Annotated in this window: 17 protein-coding genes; 9 read left to right on the plus strand and 8 right to left on the minus strand. The window is 64.3% G+C overall.

Annotated features, from left to right (window positions below; translation table 11 throughout):
* Positions 1-102: 102 nt before the first annotated feature.
* Positions 103-3909, plus strand: coding sequence for a YhdP family protein (locus tag ABIC09_RS10130; RefSeq protein ID WP_354109317.1), 3807 nt, complete (start codon positions 103-105; stop codon positions 3907-3909).
* 42 nt (positions 3910-3951) lie between these two features.
* Here ABIC09_RS10130 and ABIC09_RS10135 read toward each other — a convergent pair whose 3' ends face one another.
* On the minus strand, positions 3952-5646 hold the full coding sequence (locus ABIC09_RS10135; protein WP_354109174.1) for a methyl-accepting chemotaxis protein: 1695 nt from the start codon (positions 5644-5646) through the stop codon (positions 3952-3954).
* Between ABIC09_RS10135 and ABIC09_RS10140 the strand changes: the two genes are divergently transcribed.
* Positions 5629-5868: a hypothetical protein gene (locus ABIC09_RS10140; protein WP_354109175.1), complete on the plus strand. Its 240-nt coding sequence runs from the start codon at positions 5629-5631 to the stop codon at positions 5866-5868. The genes ABIC09_RS10135 and ABIC09_RS10140 overlap by 18 nt on opposite strands.
* Before the next feature lie 135 nt (positions 5869-6003).
* Here ABIC09_RS10140 and ABIC09_RS10145 read toward each other — a convergent pair whose 3' ends face one another.
* The 3 genes from ABIC09_RS10145 to tyrS all read right to left on the minus strand — a co-directional run bounded on the left by ABIC09_RS10145 (position 6004) and on the right by tyrS (position 9227).
* Complete coding sequence (locus ABIC09_RS10145) at positions 6004-6441, minus strand: DoxX family protein (RefSeq protein WP_148748792.1); 438 nt, start codon at positions 6439-6441, stop codon at positions 6004-6006.
* 220 nt (positions 6442-6661) lie between these two features.
* Complete coding sequence (locus tag ABIC09_RS10150; RefSeq protein ID WP_354109176.1) at positions 6662-7918, minus strand: MFS transporter; 1257 nt, start codon at positions 7916-7918, stop codon at positions 6662-6664.
* Positions 7919-7973: 55 nt separating this feature from the next.
* Positions 7974-9227: a tyrosine--tRNA ligase gene (tyrS, locus tag ABIC09_RS10155; RefSeq protein ID WP_148748794.1), complete on the minus strand. Its 1254-nt coding sequence runs from the start codon at positions 9225-9227 to the stop codon at positions 7974-7976.
* A gap of 165 nt (positions 9228-9392) precedes the next feature.
* Here tyrS and ABIC09_RS10160 point away from each other — a divergent pair, with 165 nt between their 5' ends.
* The 3 genes from ABIC09_RS10160 (at position 9393) to ABIC09_RS10170 (ending at position 11578) form a co-directional block, all read left to right on the plus strand.
* Positions 9393-10496, plus strand: coding sequence for an anhydro-N-acetylmuramic acid kinase (locus tag ABIC09_RS10160; RefSeq protein WP_354109177.1), 1104 nt, complete (start codon positions 9393-9395; stop codon positions 10494-10496).
* A gap of 77 nt (positions 10497-10573) precedes the next feature.
* Complete coding sequence (locus tag ABIC09_RS10165; RefSeq protein ID WP_354109178.1) at positions 10574-11251, plus strand: glutathione S-transferase family protein; 678 nt, start codon at positions 10574-10576, stop codon at positions 11249-11251.
* 3 nt (positions 11252-11254) lie between these two features.
* Positions 11255-11578, plus strand: a complete 324-nt coding sequence (locus ABIC09_RS10170; RefSeq protein ID WP_148748797.1) for a DMT family transporter — start codon at positions 11255-11257, stop codon at positions 11576-11578.
* Between the two features lie 15 nt (positions 11579-11593).
* On the opposite strand, the gene ABIC09_RS10175 is transcribed toward ABIC09_RS10170, so the two are convergent.
* The 4 genes from ABIC09_RS10175 to ABIC09_RS10190 form a co-directional block, all read right to left on the minus strand.
* Positions 11594-11884 (minus strand): DUF1330 domain-containing protein, encoded by a 291-nt coding sequence (locus ABIC09_RS10175; RefSeq protein ID WP_148748798.1) that lies wholly within the window; start codon positions 11882-11884, stop codon positions 11594-11596.
* Between the two features lie 43 nt (positions 11885-11927).
* Positions 11928-12440, minus strand: a complete 513-nt coding sequence (locus ABIC09_RS10180; protein WP_354109179.1) for a DUF1697 domain-containing protein — start codon at positions 12438-12440, stop codon at positions 11928-11930.
* A gap of 8 nt (positions 12441-12448) precedes the next feature.
* Positions 12449-13096, minus strand: a complete 648-nt coding sequence (locus tag ABIC09_RS10185; RefSeq protein ID WP_007591562.1) for an alpha/beta hydrolase — start codon at positions 13094-13096, stop codon at positions 12449-12451.
* A gap of 354 nt (positions 13097-13450) precedes the next feature.
* The gene (locus ABIC09_RS10190; RefSeq protein WP_354109180.1) at positions 13451-14269 is read right to left on the minus strand and encodes a LytTR family DNA-binding domain-containing protein; all 819 of its coding nucleotides are present in this window, start codon (positions 14267-14269) and stop codon (positions 13451-13453) included.
* Between the two features lie 176 nt (positions 14270-14445).
* Here ABIC09_RS10190 and ABIC09_RS10195 point away from each other — a divergent pair, with 176 nt between their 5' ends.
* From ABIC09_RS10195 to sufC, 4 genes are all read left to right on the plus strand, one after another.
* Positions 14446-14679 carry a hypothetical protein gene (locus ABIC09_RS10195; protein ID WP_502917660.1) on the plus strand — a complete coding sequence of 78 codons (234 nt, stop codon included), beginning with the start codon at positions 14446-14448 and terminating at the stop codon, positions 14677-14679.
* Positions 14680-14729: 50 nt separating this feature from the next.
* Positions 14730-15869: a cysteine desulfurase family protein gene (locus ABIC09_RS10200; RefSeq protein WP_354109181.1), complete on the plus strand. Its 1140-nt coding sequence runs from the start codon at positions 14730-14732 to the stop codon at positions 15867-15869.
* Positions 15870-15994: 125 nt separating this feature from the next.
* Entirely contained in the window at positions 15995-17491 is a 1497-nt protein-coding gene (sufB, locus tag ABIC09_RS10205) for a Fe-S cluster assembly protein SufB (RefSeq protein WP_148748802.1), read from the plus strand.
* Positions 17492-17552: 61 nt separating this feature from the next.
* Entirely contained in the window at positions 17553-18305 is a 753-nt protein-coding gene (sufC, locus tag ABIC09_RS10210) for a Fe-S cluster assembly ATPase SufC (RefSeq protein WP_148748803.1), read from the plus strand.
* Positions 18306-18310: the final 5 nt, after the last annotated feature.

The following is an 18310-nucleotide window of genomic DNA, read 5'->3' on the forward strand; positions in this document are numbered from 1 at the left end:
CGGAGTATGGTTACAAGGAATTCCACGCACCACCCCACTGCTCGTTGAACGCGCTCCCGGGGCGAAATGACGAACAGCAGGAACATTCGAGGTATGGCGCCAATGCCGGGGCGGGAAGCGTCGATTCCCGTCGACGGCTGCGGTCCCGGCGGCGCTCGATCCTATGACGGGCGCCTGTATCGAGAGGCAATGGCTAGGAATACGTCGCCCCAGGATCACAATCGGGACGTCGATCGGCGCGGCGGTCATCTCACGCTGCCGGAATGGGACGAGGCCGACTGGGATCAAGACCAGGAAGAGGAGGCGGGTCATCGCGCACGCCGCCTGTTGTCGCGTTCCAGTTCGCGCATCCCCGTCGGTGACGGTTTCTCAGCGTTTCGGCGGGTGCTGCCGAGCGGACGCTGGCTGCGCTGGATGGCTCTCGTCCTCGGCGCCCTGATCGTCATCTTCGTCGGCTGCTTTGGAGCGCTGTGGTGGCGCCTTGGTGCCGGTCCGATCAATCTCGACCTGGCGACGCCCTGGCTCGCCGCTGCCATCGAGGACAATATCGGCCACGGTAACACCGTGGAGGTCGGCGGCACCCAGATCGAGCGCGCCGGGCGGGTCCGAATTGCCGTGCGTATCCGCGACATCATCGTCCGCGATCACGACCATGCCATCGTCGCCAGCGCACCGAAGGCCGAGGTGCGGCTGTCGGGGGCAGCACTTCTCACCGGGCATCTGCGCGCCGAAAGCCTCAACCTCGTCGATGCCGAGCTTGCGATCCGGATCGCACCTGACGGGACCGTCACGGTGTCAGCCGGCGACACGGCGAAGCCGCTCGCAACCGGCGTCGCGTCCAAGAAGGAAGCGGGCCTGCCGCCGACATTCCCGCGCAATGGCGTTCCGCCGCCGCCGTTCGGGATGGCGCCTGCGACCCCCGACGCGTCCCTGGCCGCACCTCAGCCGGTCGCGCAGAGTGGAATCCTTCAGGGCCTCGACTGGCTCGACAGCCTGAGCTTGACCGGCCTCGACGGCCAGAACCTCAACGAGATCGGTCTCAAGAACGGCAATCTGATTGTCGACGATCAGCAGCGCGGCAGCAAATGGACGTTCGAGAACATCACGCTCAGCCTGCGCCGGCCGACCCATGGCGGCGTCGCGCTCAGCTTCGGCGAAGAGGGCGCGCGCCCGTGGTCATTGCGCGCCACGATCGGACCGAGCGAGAATGGCGTACGCTCGATCGATATCCGCGCCGACAAGGTCTCGACCGCCAACATCCTGCTCGCGCTGCGCGTCAAGGACCTCACCTATACGGCCGACCTGCCTCTGACCGGCGAGCTCAAGGGTGAGCTCGGCCGCGACGGCGTGCCGACGTTCTTCCGCGGCAAGGTCACGATCGGCGCGGGCAATATCATCGACACCGACACGCCCGATTATCCGATGGCGATCGACTCGGCCGAGATCAACGTCGAGTGGGATGCGGGACGGCGGGTGCTGGTCGCACCGTTCAAGATCATCTCCGGCGCCAATCGCCTGACTCTGCTCGCCCACCTCGAGCCGCCCAACGGCACCACCAACGACTGGCAGCTCGGCTTCAGCGGCGGTTCGATCCTGCTCGGTGGCATCGACAACGAGCCGCCGCTCGTCTTCAACCGTATCGCGATCGGCTTCCGCTTCGACACCGATCACAAGCGCATGCTGCTGACGCAGGCTGACATCTCCAACGGCGAGATCGGCGTCGCCGGCACCGGTGCGATCGATTATTCCGGCGAGCCGCGCCTGACGCTCGGCTTTGCGGGAACGCCGATGTCGGCCTCCGCGCTGAAGCGGATGTGGCCGACACTGGTGGTGCCCGAGTTGCGCCAATGGGTGATCGAGCGGATCGAGCGCGGCACGCTTCAACGCATCGAGGTCGGCATCAACTCGCCGACGCGGAACCTTCCGCGCAAGGGACCGCCCATTCCCGATGACGGCCTGTCGGTCAACATCGTGGCAAGCGGCGTCGCGGTTCGTCCCGTTGACGGCATGCCGATTGTGCACGACGCCGATCTGAAGGCCCACGTGACCGGACGCACCGCCACCGTGAATATCGCTCAGGGCATTGCCGACACGCCCGCGGGCCGCAAGATCACCATCTCCGACTTCACCTTCGAGGTGCCGGACATGGCGCCGAAACCCTCGCCGTCGCGGACCCGATTCCGTGTCGATGGTCCAGTGCCGGCGGCGGCCGAAATGTTGTCCAACGATCGCCTGAGCGATCTGTCGTCGACCGTCGTCGATCCCAACACGGCCAAGGGCACCTTCACGGCCAATATCCAGCTCGGCCTGCCGGTCAAGGGCGAGCTGACCAGGGCGGACACCGTCTACGCCGTCACTGCCGATCTCAACGGCTTTGCTGCCGACAAGCTGGTGATGAACCAGAAGCTCGAGGCCAACAATCTCAAGATCGTCGCCAACAACCAGGGCTACCAGGTCAAGGGCGACGTCAAGATCAACGGGCAGGCGGCCTCGCTCGACTACCGCAAGGCGACCGATGGCGATGCGGACGTCAAGCTGCAGACGACGCTGGACGACGCCGGCCGTGCGCGCCTTGGCTTCGACCTCAGTCCTGCCGTCAGCGGGTCGGTGCCGGTCAAGGTGTCGGGCAGGATTGCCGGTGGCCCTGACCAGACCACGAAGCTCGGCATCGAGGCTGACCTCACCTCGGTCAAGCTCGACAACATCCTGCCCGGCTGGGTCAAGTTGCCGGGCAAGTCGAGCAAGGCGACGTTCAAGGTGGTGCCGACAGCACAGTCGACCCGGCTCGATGACATCGTCATCGAAGGCGGCGGCGCCTCGATCAAGGGCTCGCTGGAAGTCGACCCGAACGGCGACCTCGTGAATGCGAACTTCCCGATCTACGCGCCGTCCGATGGCGACAAGACGTCGCTGAAGGTGGAGCGCGGTCAGGACGGCGTGGTCCGTGGCACGATGCGCGGCGACGTCTTCGACGGCCGCGGCTTCCTGAAGTCGGCGATCTCAGGCAATTCCAAGGACGACGGCAAGAGCAAGCTGAAGAACGTCGATTTCGACATCGACGTGAAACTCGGTACGGTCGCGGGCTTCAACGGCGAGGCGATGCGCAGCGTCGATGCCAAGGTGTCGAAACGCAGCGGGGCGATCAAGGCGTTCTCGCTGAGCGGCCGGATCGGCCAGAACACGCCGGTAGCGGCGGACTTGCGCGGCGGGCGTGCGCAGGGCAGCCGCGAGGTAATCTATCTCCAGACCAATGATGCCGGATCGCTGCTGAAGTTCACCGACACCTATACCAAGGCGATCGGCGGCCAGATGGTGGTGGCGATGGAGCCGCCGACATCCGAGCCGACCACGGCGCGCGAAGGTCTCATCAACGTGCGCGACTTCACGGTGAAGGGCGAGGCGCAGCTGGAGCGCGTCGCCGCGGGCGCGCCGAACGGCACTCCGGGGGGCAGCGGCGTTTCCTTCAGCGCCTTGCGTGCCGAGTTCACCCGGCAGAACGGCGCGCTCACGGTCCGCGATGGCCTGGTCAAGGGGCCGATGATCGGCGCCACCATCGAGGGGTCGATCGATTATCCCGGCAACCAGGTGTGCATGAGCGGCACCTTCGTGCCGATGTATGGCGTGAACAACATCTTCGGCCAGATCCCGTTATTTGGCCTCTTCCTCGGCGGCGGCGACAAGGAGGGGCTGATCGGCGTCACCTACGAGGTCGTCGGCACGCCTGCGGCTCCCGTGATGCGCGTCAATCCGATCTCCGCGATGGTGCCCGGCGTGTTCCGCAAGATCTTCGAGTTCAACACCGGCAAACAGAGCACGCCGATCGACGAACTGCCGTCGGCGCAGTCCGGCGACAGCCCGGCGGCAACGGCAAGGCCGCTGTCGAGCGGTTGCAGCCTGGCGCGGCGTTAGGGCGAGCGCCTGAGCCGATCTCCTGGGAGCGTTTCGCTCGTCCTACGCCGCGCGCACGCCCGCCAGGAACGTGCCAACTTCGCCCGAGAGCTGCTCGGCCTGCTTGGAGAGGTTTGACGCGGCAGTGAGGACCATGCCCGCGGCATTGCCCGTCTCGTTGGCTGCCGTGCTGACGCCACCGATATTCGTGGTGACTTCCCTGGTGGCTTCGGCCGTTTGCGAGACGCTGCGGGCGATCTCGGCGGTGGCCGCGCCTTGCTCCTCGATCGCGGCGCCGATCGAGGTGGCGATGCGGCTGACCTCCTCGATGGTCGCGGTGATGCCGCCGATGGCGTCCACGGCCTCCTTGGTCGCTCCCTGGATCTGGGCGATCTTGTCGCCGATCTCGCGGGTGGCTTCCGCGGTCTGGCTCGCCAGCGATTTCACTTCGGAGGCGACGACGGCGAAGCCGCGGCCGGCCTCACCGGCGCGCGCGGCCTCGATGGTGGCATTGAGCGCGAGCAGATTGGTCTGCGCGGCGATGCTAGAGATCAGCTCGGCGACGTGCTCGATCTGTTGGGCGCCGTCGGACAGCGCGCGCACGATGGTGTCGGTGTGGCGTGCGCTCTCGACCGCGCGGCCGGTGACTTCGGCCGATTGCGCGACCTGACGGCTGATTTCAGTGATGGAGGAGGAGAGCTCTTCGGCGGCGGCCGCCACCGTCTGGACGCGCTGGCTGGCTTCGGTCGCGGCCGAGCCGACCACGGCGGCGCGGCGGTTGGTGCCCTCGGCGGTCGACGACATCGACTTGGCCGTGGTCTCCAGCTCGCCGGAGCCCGAGGCCATCAGGCCGACGAGCTGACCGACCGACGCATCGAAGCGGTCGGCGAGGGAAATCAAAGCGTCGCGCTTTTCCTGCTCGCCGCGGGCCTTGGCCGCGACCTGTTCGGCTTCCAGCGTGCGCGCCGTCAAGGCGGTCTGCCTGAGCACTTCGAGCGTCTCGGCCATGCGGCCGATCTCGTCGCCGCGATCGGTCTCCTCGACCGGCTTGTCGATGGCGCCGTCGGCGATGTCCTGCATGCGGGTCTTCTGGCGGTCGAGTGCGCTGAGCACGTCGCGGGCGATCAGCCAGGACAGCGCTGCCATCAGCAGCATCAAGCCGCCGCCGATCGCGGCGAGCTCGAGCGTGAGCGCGCGCACGTCAGCATCGATATCGTCGACATAGAGGCCGTAACTGATCGTGGCGTTCCAGGGCGTGAACTGGCGGACGAACACGGTCTTGCGGACGGGCTCGGTCTGGCCGGGGCGCGGGTAGAGATAGGATGTGACGCCGCCCTGCGGCGCCTGCCTGGCGGCGTTGAGCTGAGCATCGGCAATCAGGACGCCATTGGAATCCTTGGCGCCTGTGATCTTGCCTTCGAGCTGCGGATTGGCGCCATTGACCAGGATCGACGTGTCGGGATTGTAGACGACAGGATAGCCCTGGCCGCCGCCGAACTTCATGTTGCGGGCACGCTGGCGAAACTGCAGCTTGGCCTCGTCCGCCGTCATCTTGCCGGCGGCGGCGTCATCCTGGAAAGTCTGCGCGAGGCCGTGGAGCAGGTCGACCGCGGCCTTCATCTGCTGGACCCGGTCGTCCATCATGCGGCTCTTGCTGAGCACGGTCGATCCCGCGATGATGGCCGTGACTGTGAGGGCTGCGAGGCACACCATGCTGGCAAGCTTGGTGCGGATCTTCAAATGGCTCAGCAGCTTCATCACAGCCCCTACGACATGTTTGTTATTGCTCTCATGGCTAACATGAAGTTCTTACCAATCATGAAGACAGGCGTGCGCGCGGCCGCCGCGCGGGTGATCCTTCGCAGCCCTATGCGCAATCGTGCAGGCAAATCGCGACGCGATGCCGTGCGCCGGTATTTTTGCGGGAACAGAAAGATTTCAGACTTTGGTTGTGATCGAGCCTGGCTGGACGGGCAATGAACCGATTCGTTCACCGCATCGTCATGTCCGTGCTTCTTGTGGCGGCCCTCGTTCTCATCTGGAACGTGCTGGGCTCGCGCTGAACCGGCACCGGTGAAATGCCAGTGCCGGGTCTGCGGATCGGTTGCGCGCGCCTCAGCGCCGCGCGAAGGCGCCGCCCGGTGCGTCACTCTCCTTGCCGATCAGCGCATCGACGCTGACCGGACCACCGCCCGCTGCCGAGACGTAGAGGCAGGCGAAGCAGAACAGGATCGCGGCGGTGCCGCCGTTGAGCAGCGGCAGGAGCACCGGCGTGCCTGTCTTGAGCATGTGGCCCATGAAGTAAGCGAACGCCATTTCGCCCGACAGGATGAAAGCTGATAGCCGGGTGAACAGGCCTAGCATCAGGGCCGCACCGAGCACCAGCTCGAGCGTGCCGGCCGCGTAGATCAGCGGCGGGATGTCGGCGAAGTAGGGCAGCGCAGGAAACTTGAACAGCTTGGCGACACCGTACTGGAACAGCAGCAGTCCCGTGATGAAGCGAAACAGGCTCAAGAGAACCGGCTGAAAGCGAGTGAGATAAGGAAAGTTCATTGGTTTGTGCCCTCCATCCAATGCTGCGACTAGGACCGCATTCGGTTCCGCCCTGCAAGCTGCGCCAGGTCAATTTGCGCTGACATTTTTGTCATATCGGTCAAAACACCGCAGGCTGTGATTTTAGCCGCGCGCCATCCGCATTTTCTGAGCATCTACGCGTCGTGCCCGCCCGTAGTTCCCCGGTGACACGAATGAGTTCAGGTTACCTCCGGGAAACCTAGCGCCGCAAGGCGGGCACGATCAGGAATGGGATCATTCCGAGCACCACGCTCGCAAGTGCGAACACGAGCAGCGCGTTATAGCCGTGGGTGGCGTCATGGATCAGGCCGCCGCTCCAGGAGCCGAAGGCCGAGCCCGAACCGCTGCCGATCGAGATCGTGCCGTAGATGGTGCCGACCCGCTTGCCCCGAAAAATCTTCATCGCAGTTGCGGTGATCAGCGGTCCGCGCGAGCCCATCATGCTGCCGAAGCAGACGACGAAGCCGGTCAGCAGGATGAGGTTCGGCAAATATTGCAACAGCCAGAGCAGGGCGATGCCGAGGATCGAGATCGCGTAGCTCAGCAGCACGGACGGCCGGCGCCCGATCAGCCCGTCGAGCGCGGACACCCCGATCATGCCGAACACCAGCACCACGCCGGAAAAACCCCAGGCGGTTGCGGCCTGGAGCGGGGGAAAGCCCGCATCGATCAGATAGGCCACGATCTGGGCCGCGATCGCATACATGCCGACGGCGGTGAAGAAGAAGGTCGAGAACAGCGCCCAGAAGGCATGGTGGCGCATCGCGCTCAGAAGCGTCCAGCCGTTGTCGATGAAATCCGGATCGGTCTTCTTGACGACATGAGGCGAGCCCGACGCGAACAGGCGCCACGGCAGCAGCATGAGCGGCACCAGCAGACCAAGCGCGGCGAAGCCGTAGACCTGATAGGTCTCGCGCCAACCGAGATGATCGATCAGCAGCTGCGAGGCCGGCAGCAGCGCCAGCACGCCGCCGCCCATCGCCGAGTACACCACCGCCATCGCGGTCGGCAGCTTTGGCCCGAACCAGCGGCCGAGCAGGATCGAGTTCGGCACGTTGCCGATAAAGGCGACGCCAATGCCGACGCACAATCCGATCGAGAGCTGAAATTGCCAGAGCGCCTGCGCATGGCCTGCGATCAGGAAGGCCGAGCCGAGCAGCAGCAGGCCGAGCGCGTAGACGATGCGCGGTCCGGAATGATCGAACAGGCGGCCAACCAGCGGCGCAGTCAGTCCGCTGATGAGCCAGGTCAGCGAGTAGATCGAAACCACCTGCGCGCGATCCCAGCCGAAATTTTCGGAGATCGGCTTGAGGAAGACGGTGAAGCTTTCGCTTAAGCCCCGCCCGAGCACGGCCAGCGTGAAGCACAGCGCGAGCACGACAAGCGCGGTGCGCACCGCGTCCTGCTGCGTGCTTCCTTGTTCCGTCGACGTTTCCCGGGGCGTGTTCTGATCCATTGCCGTCAGGGAGCGCGCATCGACGCGCCCTGACAAGCATCAAAAGCTCATACGCCTATGCAGGCTTGAGCAGGATGTGCTTCTTCTTGCCGAAGGACAACTTGATCACGCCTTCCGGCGTCAGATTGGCAGCCGACAGCGCCATCTTCTCGTCGGTGACGGGGCCGTCGTTGACGCGCAGGCCGCCGCCTTTGATCTGGCGCCGTGCCTCGCCATTGGAGGCGACGAGGCCCGCCTTGACGAAGGCGTTGAGCACGCCGAGTCCGGCCTCCAGCTCGCCGCGCGGAATTTCCACCGTCGGCAGGCTCTCGGCGAGTGCGCCTTCCTCAAAGGTGCGGCGTGCGGTCTCGGCCGCTTCGTTCGCTGCGTCGCGGCCATGCAGCAGCGCGGTCGCTTCCGTGGCGAGCACCTTCTTGGCCTCGTTGATCTCCGAGCCGCCGAGCGCTTCGAGCTTCTTGATCTCGCTCATCGGCAGCGTCGTGAACAGCTTCAGGAACTTGGCGACGTCGGCGTCCTCGGTGTTGCGCCAGTACTGCCAGAAATCATACGGCGAAAACTGGTCGGCGTTGAGCCACACCGCGCCTTGCGCGGTCTTGCCCATCTTGGCGCCCGATGCGGTCGTCAGCAGCGGCGTGGTCAGCGCGTACAGCTGATGTGTACCCATGCGGCGGCCGAGATCGACGCCCATAATGATGTTGCCCCATTGGTCGGAGCCGCCCATCTGCAAATGGCAGCCGGTCCGCTTGGCCAGTTCGACGAAGTCGTAGGCCTGGCAGATCATGTAGTTGAACTCGATGAAGCTCATCTCCTGCTCGCGCTCGAGGCGCAGGCGGACCGAATCCATCGTCAGCATGCGGTTGACCGAGAAATGCCGGCCGACGTCGCGCAGCATGTCGATGTAGTTGAGCTTGGTCAGCCACTCGGCATTGTCGAGCATGATGGCGTCGCTCTTGCCGTCGCCGTAGCGCAGCACTTTTGCGAACACGCCCCGGATCGAAGCCTTGTTGGCCTCGATCTCGGCGACGGTGCGGATCGCGCGCGTCTCGTCCTTTCCGGAGGGGTCGCCGACCATGGTGGTGCCGCCGCCCATCAGCGTGATCGGCTTGTTGCCGGACTGCTGAAACCAGTGCAGCAGCATCATGGTCAGGTAGTTGCCGATGTGCAGCGAAGGAGCGGTGCAATCGTAGCCGACATAGGCGATCGCCTCGCCCTTGGCGGCGAGCGCGTCCAGCCCCTCGAAATCGGAGCACTGGTGGATGAAACCACGTTCCTGCAGGGTGTTGAGGAAATCCGATTTAAATGCAGTCATCTGTCGGCATGCCTGACAATTCTTGGTTTACTGTTTTGGGAGCAATTTAGGAGACTTCCGCTGGAACTGGATTGCTGCCCGCCACTTGGCGCTGTGGCATTATAAGATGTGTCCCTCTGGCACAAGATCGGCATGCCGGAGGGGTGTTTTGAGGACGCTGATCCCATGATGTTGACGGCACTCGGTTTGATGAGCGGCACCTCGCTGGACGGGGTGGACATCGCGCTGATCGAAACCGATGGAAAGCAGGTGAAAGCGTTCGGGCCGTCCGGCTACCGGCCTTATAGCCCAGCCGAGCGCAACCTGCTGCGCCAGGCCCTCTCAGAAGCTGTGCACCTGCTGCAACGCGATGCCCGGCCGGGAATCCTGGCCGAGGCCGAGCGCGCGGTGACGCTGGCGCATGCCGAGGCGGTGGCCGCCTTTGTCGCCCAGAACCGGATGAAGCCCGAAGACATCGACATCGTCGGCTTCCACGGCCAGACCGTGCTGCACCGGCCCGAGCGGCGGCTGACGGTGCAGATCGGCGATGCGCTGGCGCTGGCCAAAGCCATCCATATCCCCGTGATGCACGACTTCCGCGCCGCCGACGTCGAGGCTGGCGGGCAGGGGGCGCCGTTCGTGCCAGTTTACCACCGGGCGCTTGCCAATTCGTTGGCGCGCGAAGGGCCGATCGTCGTGGTCAATATCGGCGGCGTCTCCAACATCACCTATATCGATGGCAACGACACGCTGATCGCCTGCGACACCGGGCCCGGCAACGCGCTGCTCGACGATTTCATGTACCGCACCATGAACCAGGCGTTCGATACGGAAGGAAAGTTTGCGGCGCTCGGCAAGGCCGACGAGGCCTGGATCGCCCGCGCGCTGGAATTGCCGTTCTTCGCAAGCCCGCCGCCGAAATCGCTCGACCGCAACGACTTCGCCGCGCTGAAGCTCGGCGATGTCCAGCCGGCCGATGGCGCCGCGACGCTCACCGCTTTCACTGCGGCTGCGATCGCGCGCGTCATTCCGTTGCTGCCGCGGCGGCCGCGAAGCTGGATCGTCTGCGGTGGCGGCGCACGTAATCTGACCATGCTGCGCAGGCTGCGGGAGCGGGTCGGCACGGCGACCGTCGAGGCAGCTGAGACGCTCGGCTGGGCCTCCGACGCGATCGAGGCGCAGGCCTTCGGCTTCCTCGCAGCGCGCGGCCTGAAGGGCCTGCCTCTGTCCTATCCGAGCACGACAGGCGTGCCGATGCCGATGACGGGCGGGGTGATCGCGCGGCCCTGAGTGAGGTGGTCGACCTTGACGGATGAATGCAGATGCATCTATATTGATGCAACTGCATCCAACTGTCGGGATTAGTCATGACCGCTTCGCTCAAACTGATCAGCCACAAGCTTTGCCCTTACGTTCAACGCGCCGTGATCGCGCTGAAGGAGAAGGGCGTTCCGTTCGAGCGGATCGATATCGATCTCGCCAACAAGCCTGACTGGTTTCTGAAATTGTCGCCGCTCGGCAAGGTGCCGGTGCTGGTGGTGACGACCGACAAGGGCGAGGTCGCGCTGTTCGAGAGCAACGTGATCTGCGAGTACATCGAGGAGACGCAAGCCGGCGCAAAGCTGCATCCGGCCGATGCCCTCAAGCGTGCCGAGCACCGCGCCTGGATGGAGTTCGGCTCGGCGATCCTCGGCGATCTCTGGGGCCTGGAGACCACGACCGATCCGGCGACGTTCGAAAGCAAGCGTCAGGCGCTGGTGACGAAGTTCGCGCGCGTTGAGACGGCGCTGGGCGCAGGCCCGTTCTTCGCCGGCGAAGCGTTCAGCATGGTCGATGCGGTGTTCGCGCCGGTCTTCCGCTATTTCGACCTGTTCGATGAACTGACCGAGCATGGCATCTTCAGCGATGTCCCCAAGGTGCGCGCGTGGCGGAGCGAGCTCGCAAAACGTCCGAGCGTGCGCACTACGGTCGACGCCGACTATCCGCAATTGCTGCGCGCCTTCCTGGTGCGCCACGACGCGCATCTCTTGAAGCTTGCGGCCTGAGCTATGTCGCAGTCTCTGGCCTGGCTGATGCTGGTGATCGCCGGCGCACTCGATGTCGGCTGGGCAATCTCGATGAAATATGCCGAAGGCTACACGCGCATCGGTTGGAGCATCGTTTCGCTGGTGCTGCTCGCCGCCTTTGTCTTCCTGCTCGGGCGTGCGTTGAAGGTGCTCGAGGTCGGCGTCGCCTATTCGGTATGGACCGGAATAGGCGCCGCCGGAACCTTCGCCATGGGCGTCGTGCTGTTCGGCGAGGCCTTGAGCGCGATGAAGCTTGCGGGCATCGCGCTGGTGCTGATGGGGATCGTCGCGCTGAAGCTGGCCTAGGCGGCGCCACAGCGATCAGGTGCAGCCGTCGGCAAGCAGCAGCTTGCTCGTCGTCGTGGCGTGGCGCAGCTTGAAGAGGTCCTGGATGTCGGGATCGTCCAGGAAAGCTTGCGCCTTCTTGCGCTCCGGAAATTCAATGATGACGAGGCGCTCGGGCGCCCAATCACCCTCGATCGTGGTCGGCTCCACGCCGCGGACGATGTAGCGCCCGGAGTGCTTGGCGATCAAGGCGGGAATTTCAGCGATATATGTCTTGAAGCCGGCGACGTCGTTCACCGACAGGTCGAGCACCAGATACGCCTTCAATGTTTCTCTCCCGAACCGGGCGATGTCATCCTCGGTCAGCTAGCTAGAGCTCCAGGGCCATCTTCGCTAGGGTCGCGATGGTGTTCATGTTGCGCGCGGTGCCGGTCTTGGCGGCGGGGATCACGAGTTTTGAAGTCCCCATGCCGTCGCGGTAATGCACGTAGATCTCGCGGCGGCCGAGCTTGACCTCTTCGCCCTTCTGACCGCGAATTTCGGCGAGCGTGTCCGCGGGCGGCGCCTTGTCGAGGAAGATCGCGACCGTGCGGTTGGGCGCCATTTTGGCAAACGGATTGTCGGCCAAAACCTTTGCCATCTCGCTATCGCTGCGCACGAGCACACCGAGCGGCACGCCGGCGTAGGTGTGCAAACGCTTTTCCAGCGCGGCTTTGATCGCGGATTCCGATTTGCGGCTGGTAAAGACCACATTGCCGCTGGCGATGTAGGTGCGCACGGCACCGAAACCGAGCTCTTCGCACATCGTCTTGAGTTCGGTCATCGGCAGCTTGCCGGTACCTCCGACATTGACCGCGCGCAGCAATGCCACGAACGCGCCCACGGAAAGCCTCAGCGCACGTTGGCGAGGCGCATATCCAGATACGCCGTGATGGTTTCCATCAGCGGCTCGAGCTTGGCGTCGAAGAAGTGGTTGGCGCCGGGGATGACCTGCTGGTCGATCACGATGCCCTTCTGGGTCTTCAGCTTCTCGACCAGCGTGTTGACGTCCTTCGGCGGCACCACCGCATCCTTCTCGCCGTGCACGATCAGGCCCGACGACGGGCAGGGCGCGAGGAACGAGAAGTCGTAGAGGTTGGCCGGCGGCGCGATGGAGATGAAGCCTTCGACCTCGGGACGGCGCATCAAAAGCTGCATGCCGATCCAGGCGCCGAACGAGAATCCGGCGACCCAGCAGGCGCGCGCCTCGGGATTGATCGTCTGCGCCCAGTCGAGGGCTGCTGCGGCATCCGACAATTCGCCGGTGCCGTGGTCGAACGAGCCCTGGCTGCGGCCGACGCCGCGGAAATTGAAGCGCAGCACCGAGAAGCCGCGATGCGCGAAGGCGTAGTAGCACTGGTAGATGATCTGATGATTCATCGTGCCGTGAAACTGCGGATGCGGATGCAGGACCATCGCAATCGGCGCGTTCTTCTGCTTGGCCGGGTGATAGCGGCCTTCGAGGCGGCCGGCGGGGCCAGTGAAAATAACTTCAGGCATGGGTGATCTCTTGATTGATGTCCTGGAGAGGCGGTTCTCCGCAATCAACCGATTGTGGCCTCATCGGCAGCGACGCCGGCGAGAGCGCGAATGGAAGGACGAGAAGGCGTGCGCCTCGCGGTGATGCGCAAATGGCGCGCGGTGACTTGACGGCCGCGTTCTAACATAGGCTGCGGGGCTAAAAGCAAGCATCTTCGACATCTGCCAATGTGCTCAAGAACTTAGGCTCATCATCGCGGTGTCATGCCAATGGCAGCCGGGGTGGAGCGGGGTCATGGCCCGGTTCGCATCTGTGGCGGCAACTGATTGGAATCACGATCGTTTATCGACCGTCGGGCGACCGACGGTGGCGATTCACACAGGTGCGGTACGCCCTCCAAGCGAGGCGACCGCGGGCCGGTAGCGGCGGCTGCCCCCGAGCGTCTGCCCGTTGTCGAACGTGAGCTCGAAGTCCCCTGAGGGCTTGAAGTCGACGCCGCTCACGCGGTCGAGATTGGCGAGCCTGGTCCGGTGCACGCGCACGATGGCGAAGCGGGCGAGCTCGCTTTCGGTTGCGGCCAACGTGCCGCGGATCAGGTGCTGGGTGCCGTTGGCGAGGATGTATTCGATGTAGTTGCCGGCGGAGGCGACCCAGAGGATGTCACGCGGCGCGACGCGGACGCGGTTGGTGCCATCCCGGAGCCAGATCAGATCGGATGATGGTTGCTCATGCGCAGCGGCCGGCAGGGACGCGGCCGCGTGGGCGGCCTTCCTCAGCTCACGCCGGCTTTCGATCAGCCAGAGCGTTGCCCCCAGCAGCAGAGCGGTGACGGCATCTTTGCGGAACTCGTACAGGGCCACCGCTAGCGAGAAGTGGAAGTCGTAGCCGCCTCCCGCGAGCCCAAGCAGGAATTTCCGCAAGCCCACCATGCCGGTGATGTGGAGGGCCGAGAAGCCGAGCACGGCGACCGCAGCGATTCCGATCCGTATCGCCAGCCCCTGTGCCTGGCGCATGCGCCGCACGGCCAGCGTCAGGATCGGCACCAGCAGCAGGATGACGATGATGCTCGACAGCTCCCAGAACAGCCGCCGGCCAATGTCATAGCTGTCGCCGCGCCAGGCGGCGTCCTGCGCGCCCGAGAGCGCATTGACGACACCGATGGCGAGCGCGACGGCTGCGATCGCAGCGAACATCGTCCATTCGCCACTGATCCCGCCGCGCCAACCGCTCGTCCCGGACGCCGACGCCTCATCCCCTAGCGCCCGGTCCTGATCCCAAACCGTTTCGACGCGCTCCGTTTCGGGGGCATCTTGGCTGTCAGTCATGGCCGGAAAACCGCGTTTGCCGTCCCGTCAAGGAGCAGAGAACCATGTCAACACCGCAGCAAGTTTCGATTTCGGAACGACGCATCGATCTGGATTGGGTGCGGATTTTAGCCTTCGGGCTCTTGATCTTCTACCACGTCAGCATGCTCTACGTGTCCTGGGGGTTTCACATCAAGAGCGACGAGATCGCGCGTCGGATCGCCTGGCTGCGGTCCCCGTTCGGGCTGCGGATGGAGTCCCGTTCCGTTGGCGGAATTGCGCAGCAACAGCCGGCCTGATGTGCGGCGGCGGCTGATTGGCGCAAGGAGAAAAGGTGCTAAGAGGACGCATGCCAAGCCGCGTCTATCTCGACTGGAATGCGACCACGCCGCTTCGCGCCGAGGCGCGTGCAGCGGTGCTGGCCGCTTACGAGCTGATCGGCAATCCGTCCTCGGTCCACGCCGAGGGACGGGAGGCGCGGCGGCTGGTCGAGGACGCACGTAGCTCGCTTGCGGCAGCCATCGGCGCGCTGCCGCGGAACGTGGTGTTCACCTCCGCCGGAACCGAGGCCAATGCCTTGGCGCTGTCGCCCGGCTTGCGCAGCCGATCGGGTGAGCCGGTGCGGCGGCTCCTGGTTTCCGCGGTCGAGCACGCCTCGGTGCTGGCGGGCGGCCGATTCCCGGCCAACGACATCGGCCGGATCCGGGTCACAAGCTCCGGCGTGGTCGATCTCGATGACCTCCGCGCGCTCGTCGCCGCCGGCCCTCCGGCGCTGGTCTCGATCATGGCGGCCAACAACGAGACCGGCGCGCTCCAGCCGGTGGCTGAAGCAGCGCGGATCGTCCACGAGGCGGGCGGCCTCCTGCATGTCGACGCGATCCAGGCGCTCGGCAAAATTGGTTTCAATATTAACGCGGTAGGCGCGGATATTGCGAGCTTTTCTGGGCACAAGATCGGCGGCCCCAAAGGCGTCGGCGCGCTGGTCGTTGCCGAGGGGCTTGCCGGGTTGGAGCCGGTGCTGCGTGGCGGCGGACAGGAGCTCGGCCGACGGGCGGGAACCGAGAATGTCGCCGGTATCGCTGGCTTTGGGGCAGCGGTGAGAGCCGCCCTTGAGGCTCTGCCGGAAGAGGCGGAGCGCATGACAAGTCTAAGAGATAGCTTGGAAAATGGTATTCGGGGCATTGCCGGGGCGAGCATCTTCGCGGAAAACGTGAAGAGGTTGCCAAATACCGTCCTGTTCACCGCGTCGGGGCTCAAGGCCGAGACTGCCGTGATCGGCTTCGACCTCGAAGGCATCGCCGTCTCCTCCGGTTCGGCCTGTTCCTCCGGCAAGGTCCAGCCGTCCCACGTGCTCTCGGCGATGGGGTACAATGCCAGCGTGGCCCAGGGAGCGGTGCGCCTCAGTCTGGGCTGGTCCACGCAGCCGGGGGACATCAATCGGTGCGTGGAGGCTTGGCGAAAGCTCGGTAATACCCTACTTAGAGGCTAAGCGACGAAACACGGCTTGAACGGTTCTAAGCCCGTGCTTTCCGCCAAAAAACATCGTAAGAAACATCGTAATACTCGTCCGAGTTTGATCCACCGCGGTCCTTGAAACCGCGAGCGGAGGATAGAATGCCAGCCGTCCAAGAGACGGTCGAGCGCGTCAAGCGCATCGACGTCGACCAGTATCGTTATGGGTTTGAGACCCTGATCGAGTCCGACAAGGCCCCCAAGGGGCTGTCGGAAGAGACCGTCAAGTTCATCTCCGAGAAGAAGAACGAACCCGCCTGGATGCTCCAGTGGCGGCTTGAGGCCTATCGGCGCTGGCTGACCATGACCGAGCCGACCTGGGCACGCGTCGACTATCCCAAGATCGACTTCCAGGACCTCTATTACTATTCGGCGCCGAAGCCGAAGAAGACGATCACCTCGCTCGACGAGATCGATCCGGAGATCCTGAAGACCTACGAGAAGCTCGGCATCCCCTTGCGGGAAGTGGCCATGCTCGAGGGCGTCGAGCCCAAGGTGGGCGAGGAAGATCCGGCCCGCCGCAAGATCGCGGTCGATGCCGTGTTCGATTCGGTTTCGGTGGCGACCACGTTCAAGGCCGAGCTGAAGAAGGCCGGCGTGATCTTCATGCCGATCTCGGAGGCGATCCGCGAGCACCCCGAGCTGGTGCAGAAATATCTGGGCTCGGTGGTTCCGACCTCGGACAATTTCTACGCGACGCTGAACTCGGCGGTGTTCTCCGACGGCTCGTTCGTCTACGTGCCGCCAGGCGTGCGCTGCCCGATGGAGCTGTCGACCTATTTCCGCATCAACGAGCGCAACACCGGCCAGTTCGAGCGCACGCTGATCATCGCGGACAAGGGCTCGTACGTCTCCTATCTCGAAGGCTGCACCGCGCCGCAGCGCGACGAGAACCAGCTGCATGCCGCCGTGGTCGAGCTCGTCGCGCATGACGACGCCGAGATCAAATATTCGACGGTGCAGAATTGGTACCCGGGCAATTCGGAAGGTAAGGGCGGCATCTACAATTTCGTCACCAAGCGTGGCGACTGCCGCGGCAACCATTCCAAGATCTCCTGGACCCAGGTCGAGACCGGTTCGGCGATCACCTGGAAGTATCCGAGCTGCATTCTCCGCGGTGATAATTCCCGTGGCGAGTTCTACTCGATCGCAATCTCGAACGGTTACCAGCAGGTCGACTCTGGCACCAAGATGATCCACCTCGGCAAGAATACGTCGAGCCGCATCATCTCCAAGGGCATCGCCGCCGGCAAGTCGCAGAACACCTATCGCGGCCTCGTCACCGCGCACCGGAAAGCCACCGGCGCGCGCAACTTCACGGCCTGCGATTCGCTGTTGATCGGCGACAAATGCGGCGCGCACACCGTGCCCTACATCGAGGCCAAGAACTCCTCGGCGACGTTCGAGCACGAGGCGACGACCTCGAAGATCTCCGAAGACGTGCTGTTCTACTGCGTCCAGCGCGGCCTCTCTCAGGAAGAAGCAGTTGGCTTGGTCGTCAACGGCTTCGTCAAGGACGTGCTCCAGCAGCTCCCGATGGAGTTCGCGGTGGAAGCGCAGAAGCTGATCTCGATCTCGCTTGAAGGGTCGGTTGGCTAATTGCCGACCCTCGCGGTGCGCTCAGGCGCTCCAACATCAATTGAATGAACTGGATGCCAAGATGGCTTTGCTTGAAGTGAAAGACCTGCAGGTTCGTGTCGAGGAGCGTGAGATCCTCCATGGGCTCACTCTGACTGTGAACGAGGGTCAGATCCATGCGATCATGGGGCCGAACGGCTCCGGCAAGTCGACGTTGTCCCATGTCATTGCCGGCAAGCCCGGCTATGAGGTCACTGGCGGCCAGATCCTGTTCAAGGGCGAGGACCTCCTGGAGATGGCTCCCGAGGAGCGGGCTGCCAGGGGCGTGTTCCTCGCATTCCAGTATCCGGTCGAGATTCCCGGTGTTACCACCATGAATTTCCTGCGAACCGCACTGAATGCCCAGCGCAAGGCCCGCGGCGAGAGCGAATTGATGGTGCCGGACTTTCTGAAGAAGGTCCGCGAGGTCTCGAAGTCGCTGAACATCCCCCAGGACATGCTCAAGCGCGGCGTCAATGTTGGCTTCTCCGGCGGCGAGAAGAAGCGCAACGAGGTGCTCCAGATGGCGCTGTTCGAGCCGAGCCTGTGCATCCTCGACGAGATGGATTCCGGCCTGGACATCGATGCGCTGCGTATCGCAGCCGACGGCGTCAACGCGCTGCACTCGCCCAAGCGTGCGATGGTCGTGATCACCCACTATCAGCGGCTGCTGAACTACATCGTGCCCGACGTGGTGCACGTGATGTCGAAGGGCCGCGTTGTGAAGAGCGGCGGCAAGGAACTGGCGCTGGAGCTGGAAGCGTCCGGCTACACCCAGTTCGAGGATGCCGCGTAAGGAAT

It is taken from the genome of Bradyrhizobium sp. S3.12.5 (assembly GCF_040548225.1).
GTDB lineage: Bacteria > Pseudomonadota > Alphaproteobacteria > Rhizobiales > Xanthobacteraceae > Bradyrhizobium > Bradyrhizobium cytisi.

Bases quoted from the DNA above. Each gene is read 5' to 3' on its own strand.
- ABIC09_RS10135 (WP_354109174.1), bottom strand. From the start codon at position 5,646: ATGAAGCTGCTGAGCCATTTGAAGATCCGCACCAAGCTTGCCAGCATG.
- sufC (WP_148748803.1), top strand. From the start codon at position 17,553: ATGGCTTTGCTTGAAGTGAAAGACCTGCAGGTTCGTGTCGAGGAGCGT.
- ABIC09_RS10160 (WP_354109177.1), top strand. From the start codon at position 9,393: ATGATGTTGACGGCACTCGGTTTGATGAGCGGCACCTCGCTGGACGGG.
- ABIC09_RS10190 (WP_354109180.1), bottom strand. From the start codon at position 14,269: ATGTTCGCTGCGATCGCAGCCGTCGCGCTCGCCATCGGTGTCGTCAAT.
- ABIC09_RS10195 (WP_502917660.1), top strand. From the start codon at position 14,446: ATGTCAACACCGCAGCAAGTTTCGATTTCGGAACGACGCATCGATCTG.
- ABIC09_RS10170 (WP_148748797.1), top strand. From the start codon at position 11,255: ATGTCGCAGTCTCTGGCCTGGCTGATGCTGGTGATCGCCGGCGCACTC.
- sufB (WP_148748802.1), top strand. From the start codon at position 15,995: ATGCCAGCCGTCCAAGAGACGGTCGAGCGCGTCAAGCGCATCGACGTC.
- ABIC09_RS10145 (WP_148748792.1), bottom strand. From the start codon at position 6,441: ATGAACTTTCCTTATCTCACTCGCTTTCAGCCGGTTCTCTTGAGCCTG.
- ABIC09_RS10130 (WP_354109317.1), top strand. From the start codon at position 103: ATGCCGGGGCGGGAAGCGTCGATTCCCGTCGACGGCTGCGGTCCCGGC.
- ABIC09_RS10140 (WP_354109175.1), top strand. From the start codon at position 5,629: ATGGCTCAGCAGCTTCATCACAGCCCCTACGACATGTTTGTTATTGCT.
- tyrS (WP_148748794.1), bottom strand. From the start codon at position 9,227: ATGACTGCATTTAAATCGGATTTCCTCAACACCCTGCAGGAACGTGGT.
- ABIC09_RS10200 (WP_354109181.1), top strand. From the start codon at position 14,730: ATGCCAAGCCGCGTCTATCTCGACTGGAATGCGACCACGCCGCTTCGC.
- ABIC09_RS10165 (WP_354109178.1), top strand. From the start codon at position 10,574: ATGACCGCTTCGCTCAAACTGATCAGCCACAAGCTTTGCCCTTACGTT.
- ABIC09_RS10150 (WP_354109176.1), bottom strand. From the start codon at position 7,918: ATGGATCAGAACACGCCCCGGGAAACGTCGACGGAACAAGGAAGCACG.
- ABIC09_RS10185 (WP_007591562.1), bottom strand. From the start codon at position 13,096: ATGCCTGAAGTTATTTTCACTGGCCCCGCCGGCCGCCTCGAAGGCCGC.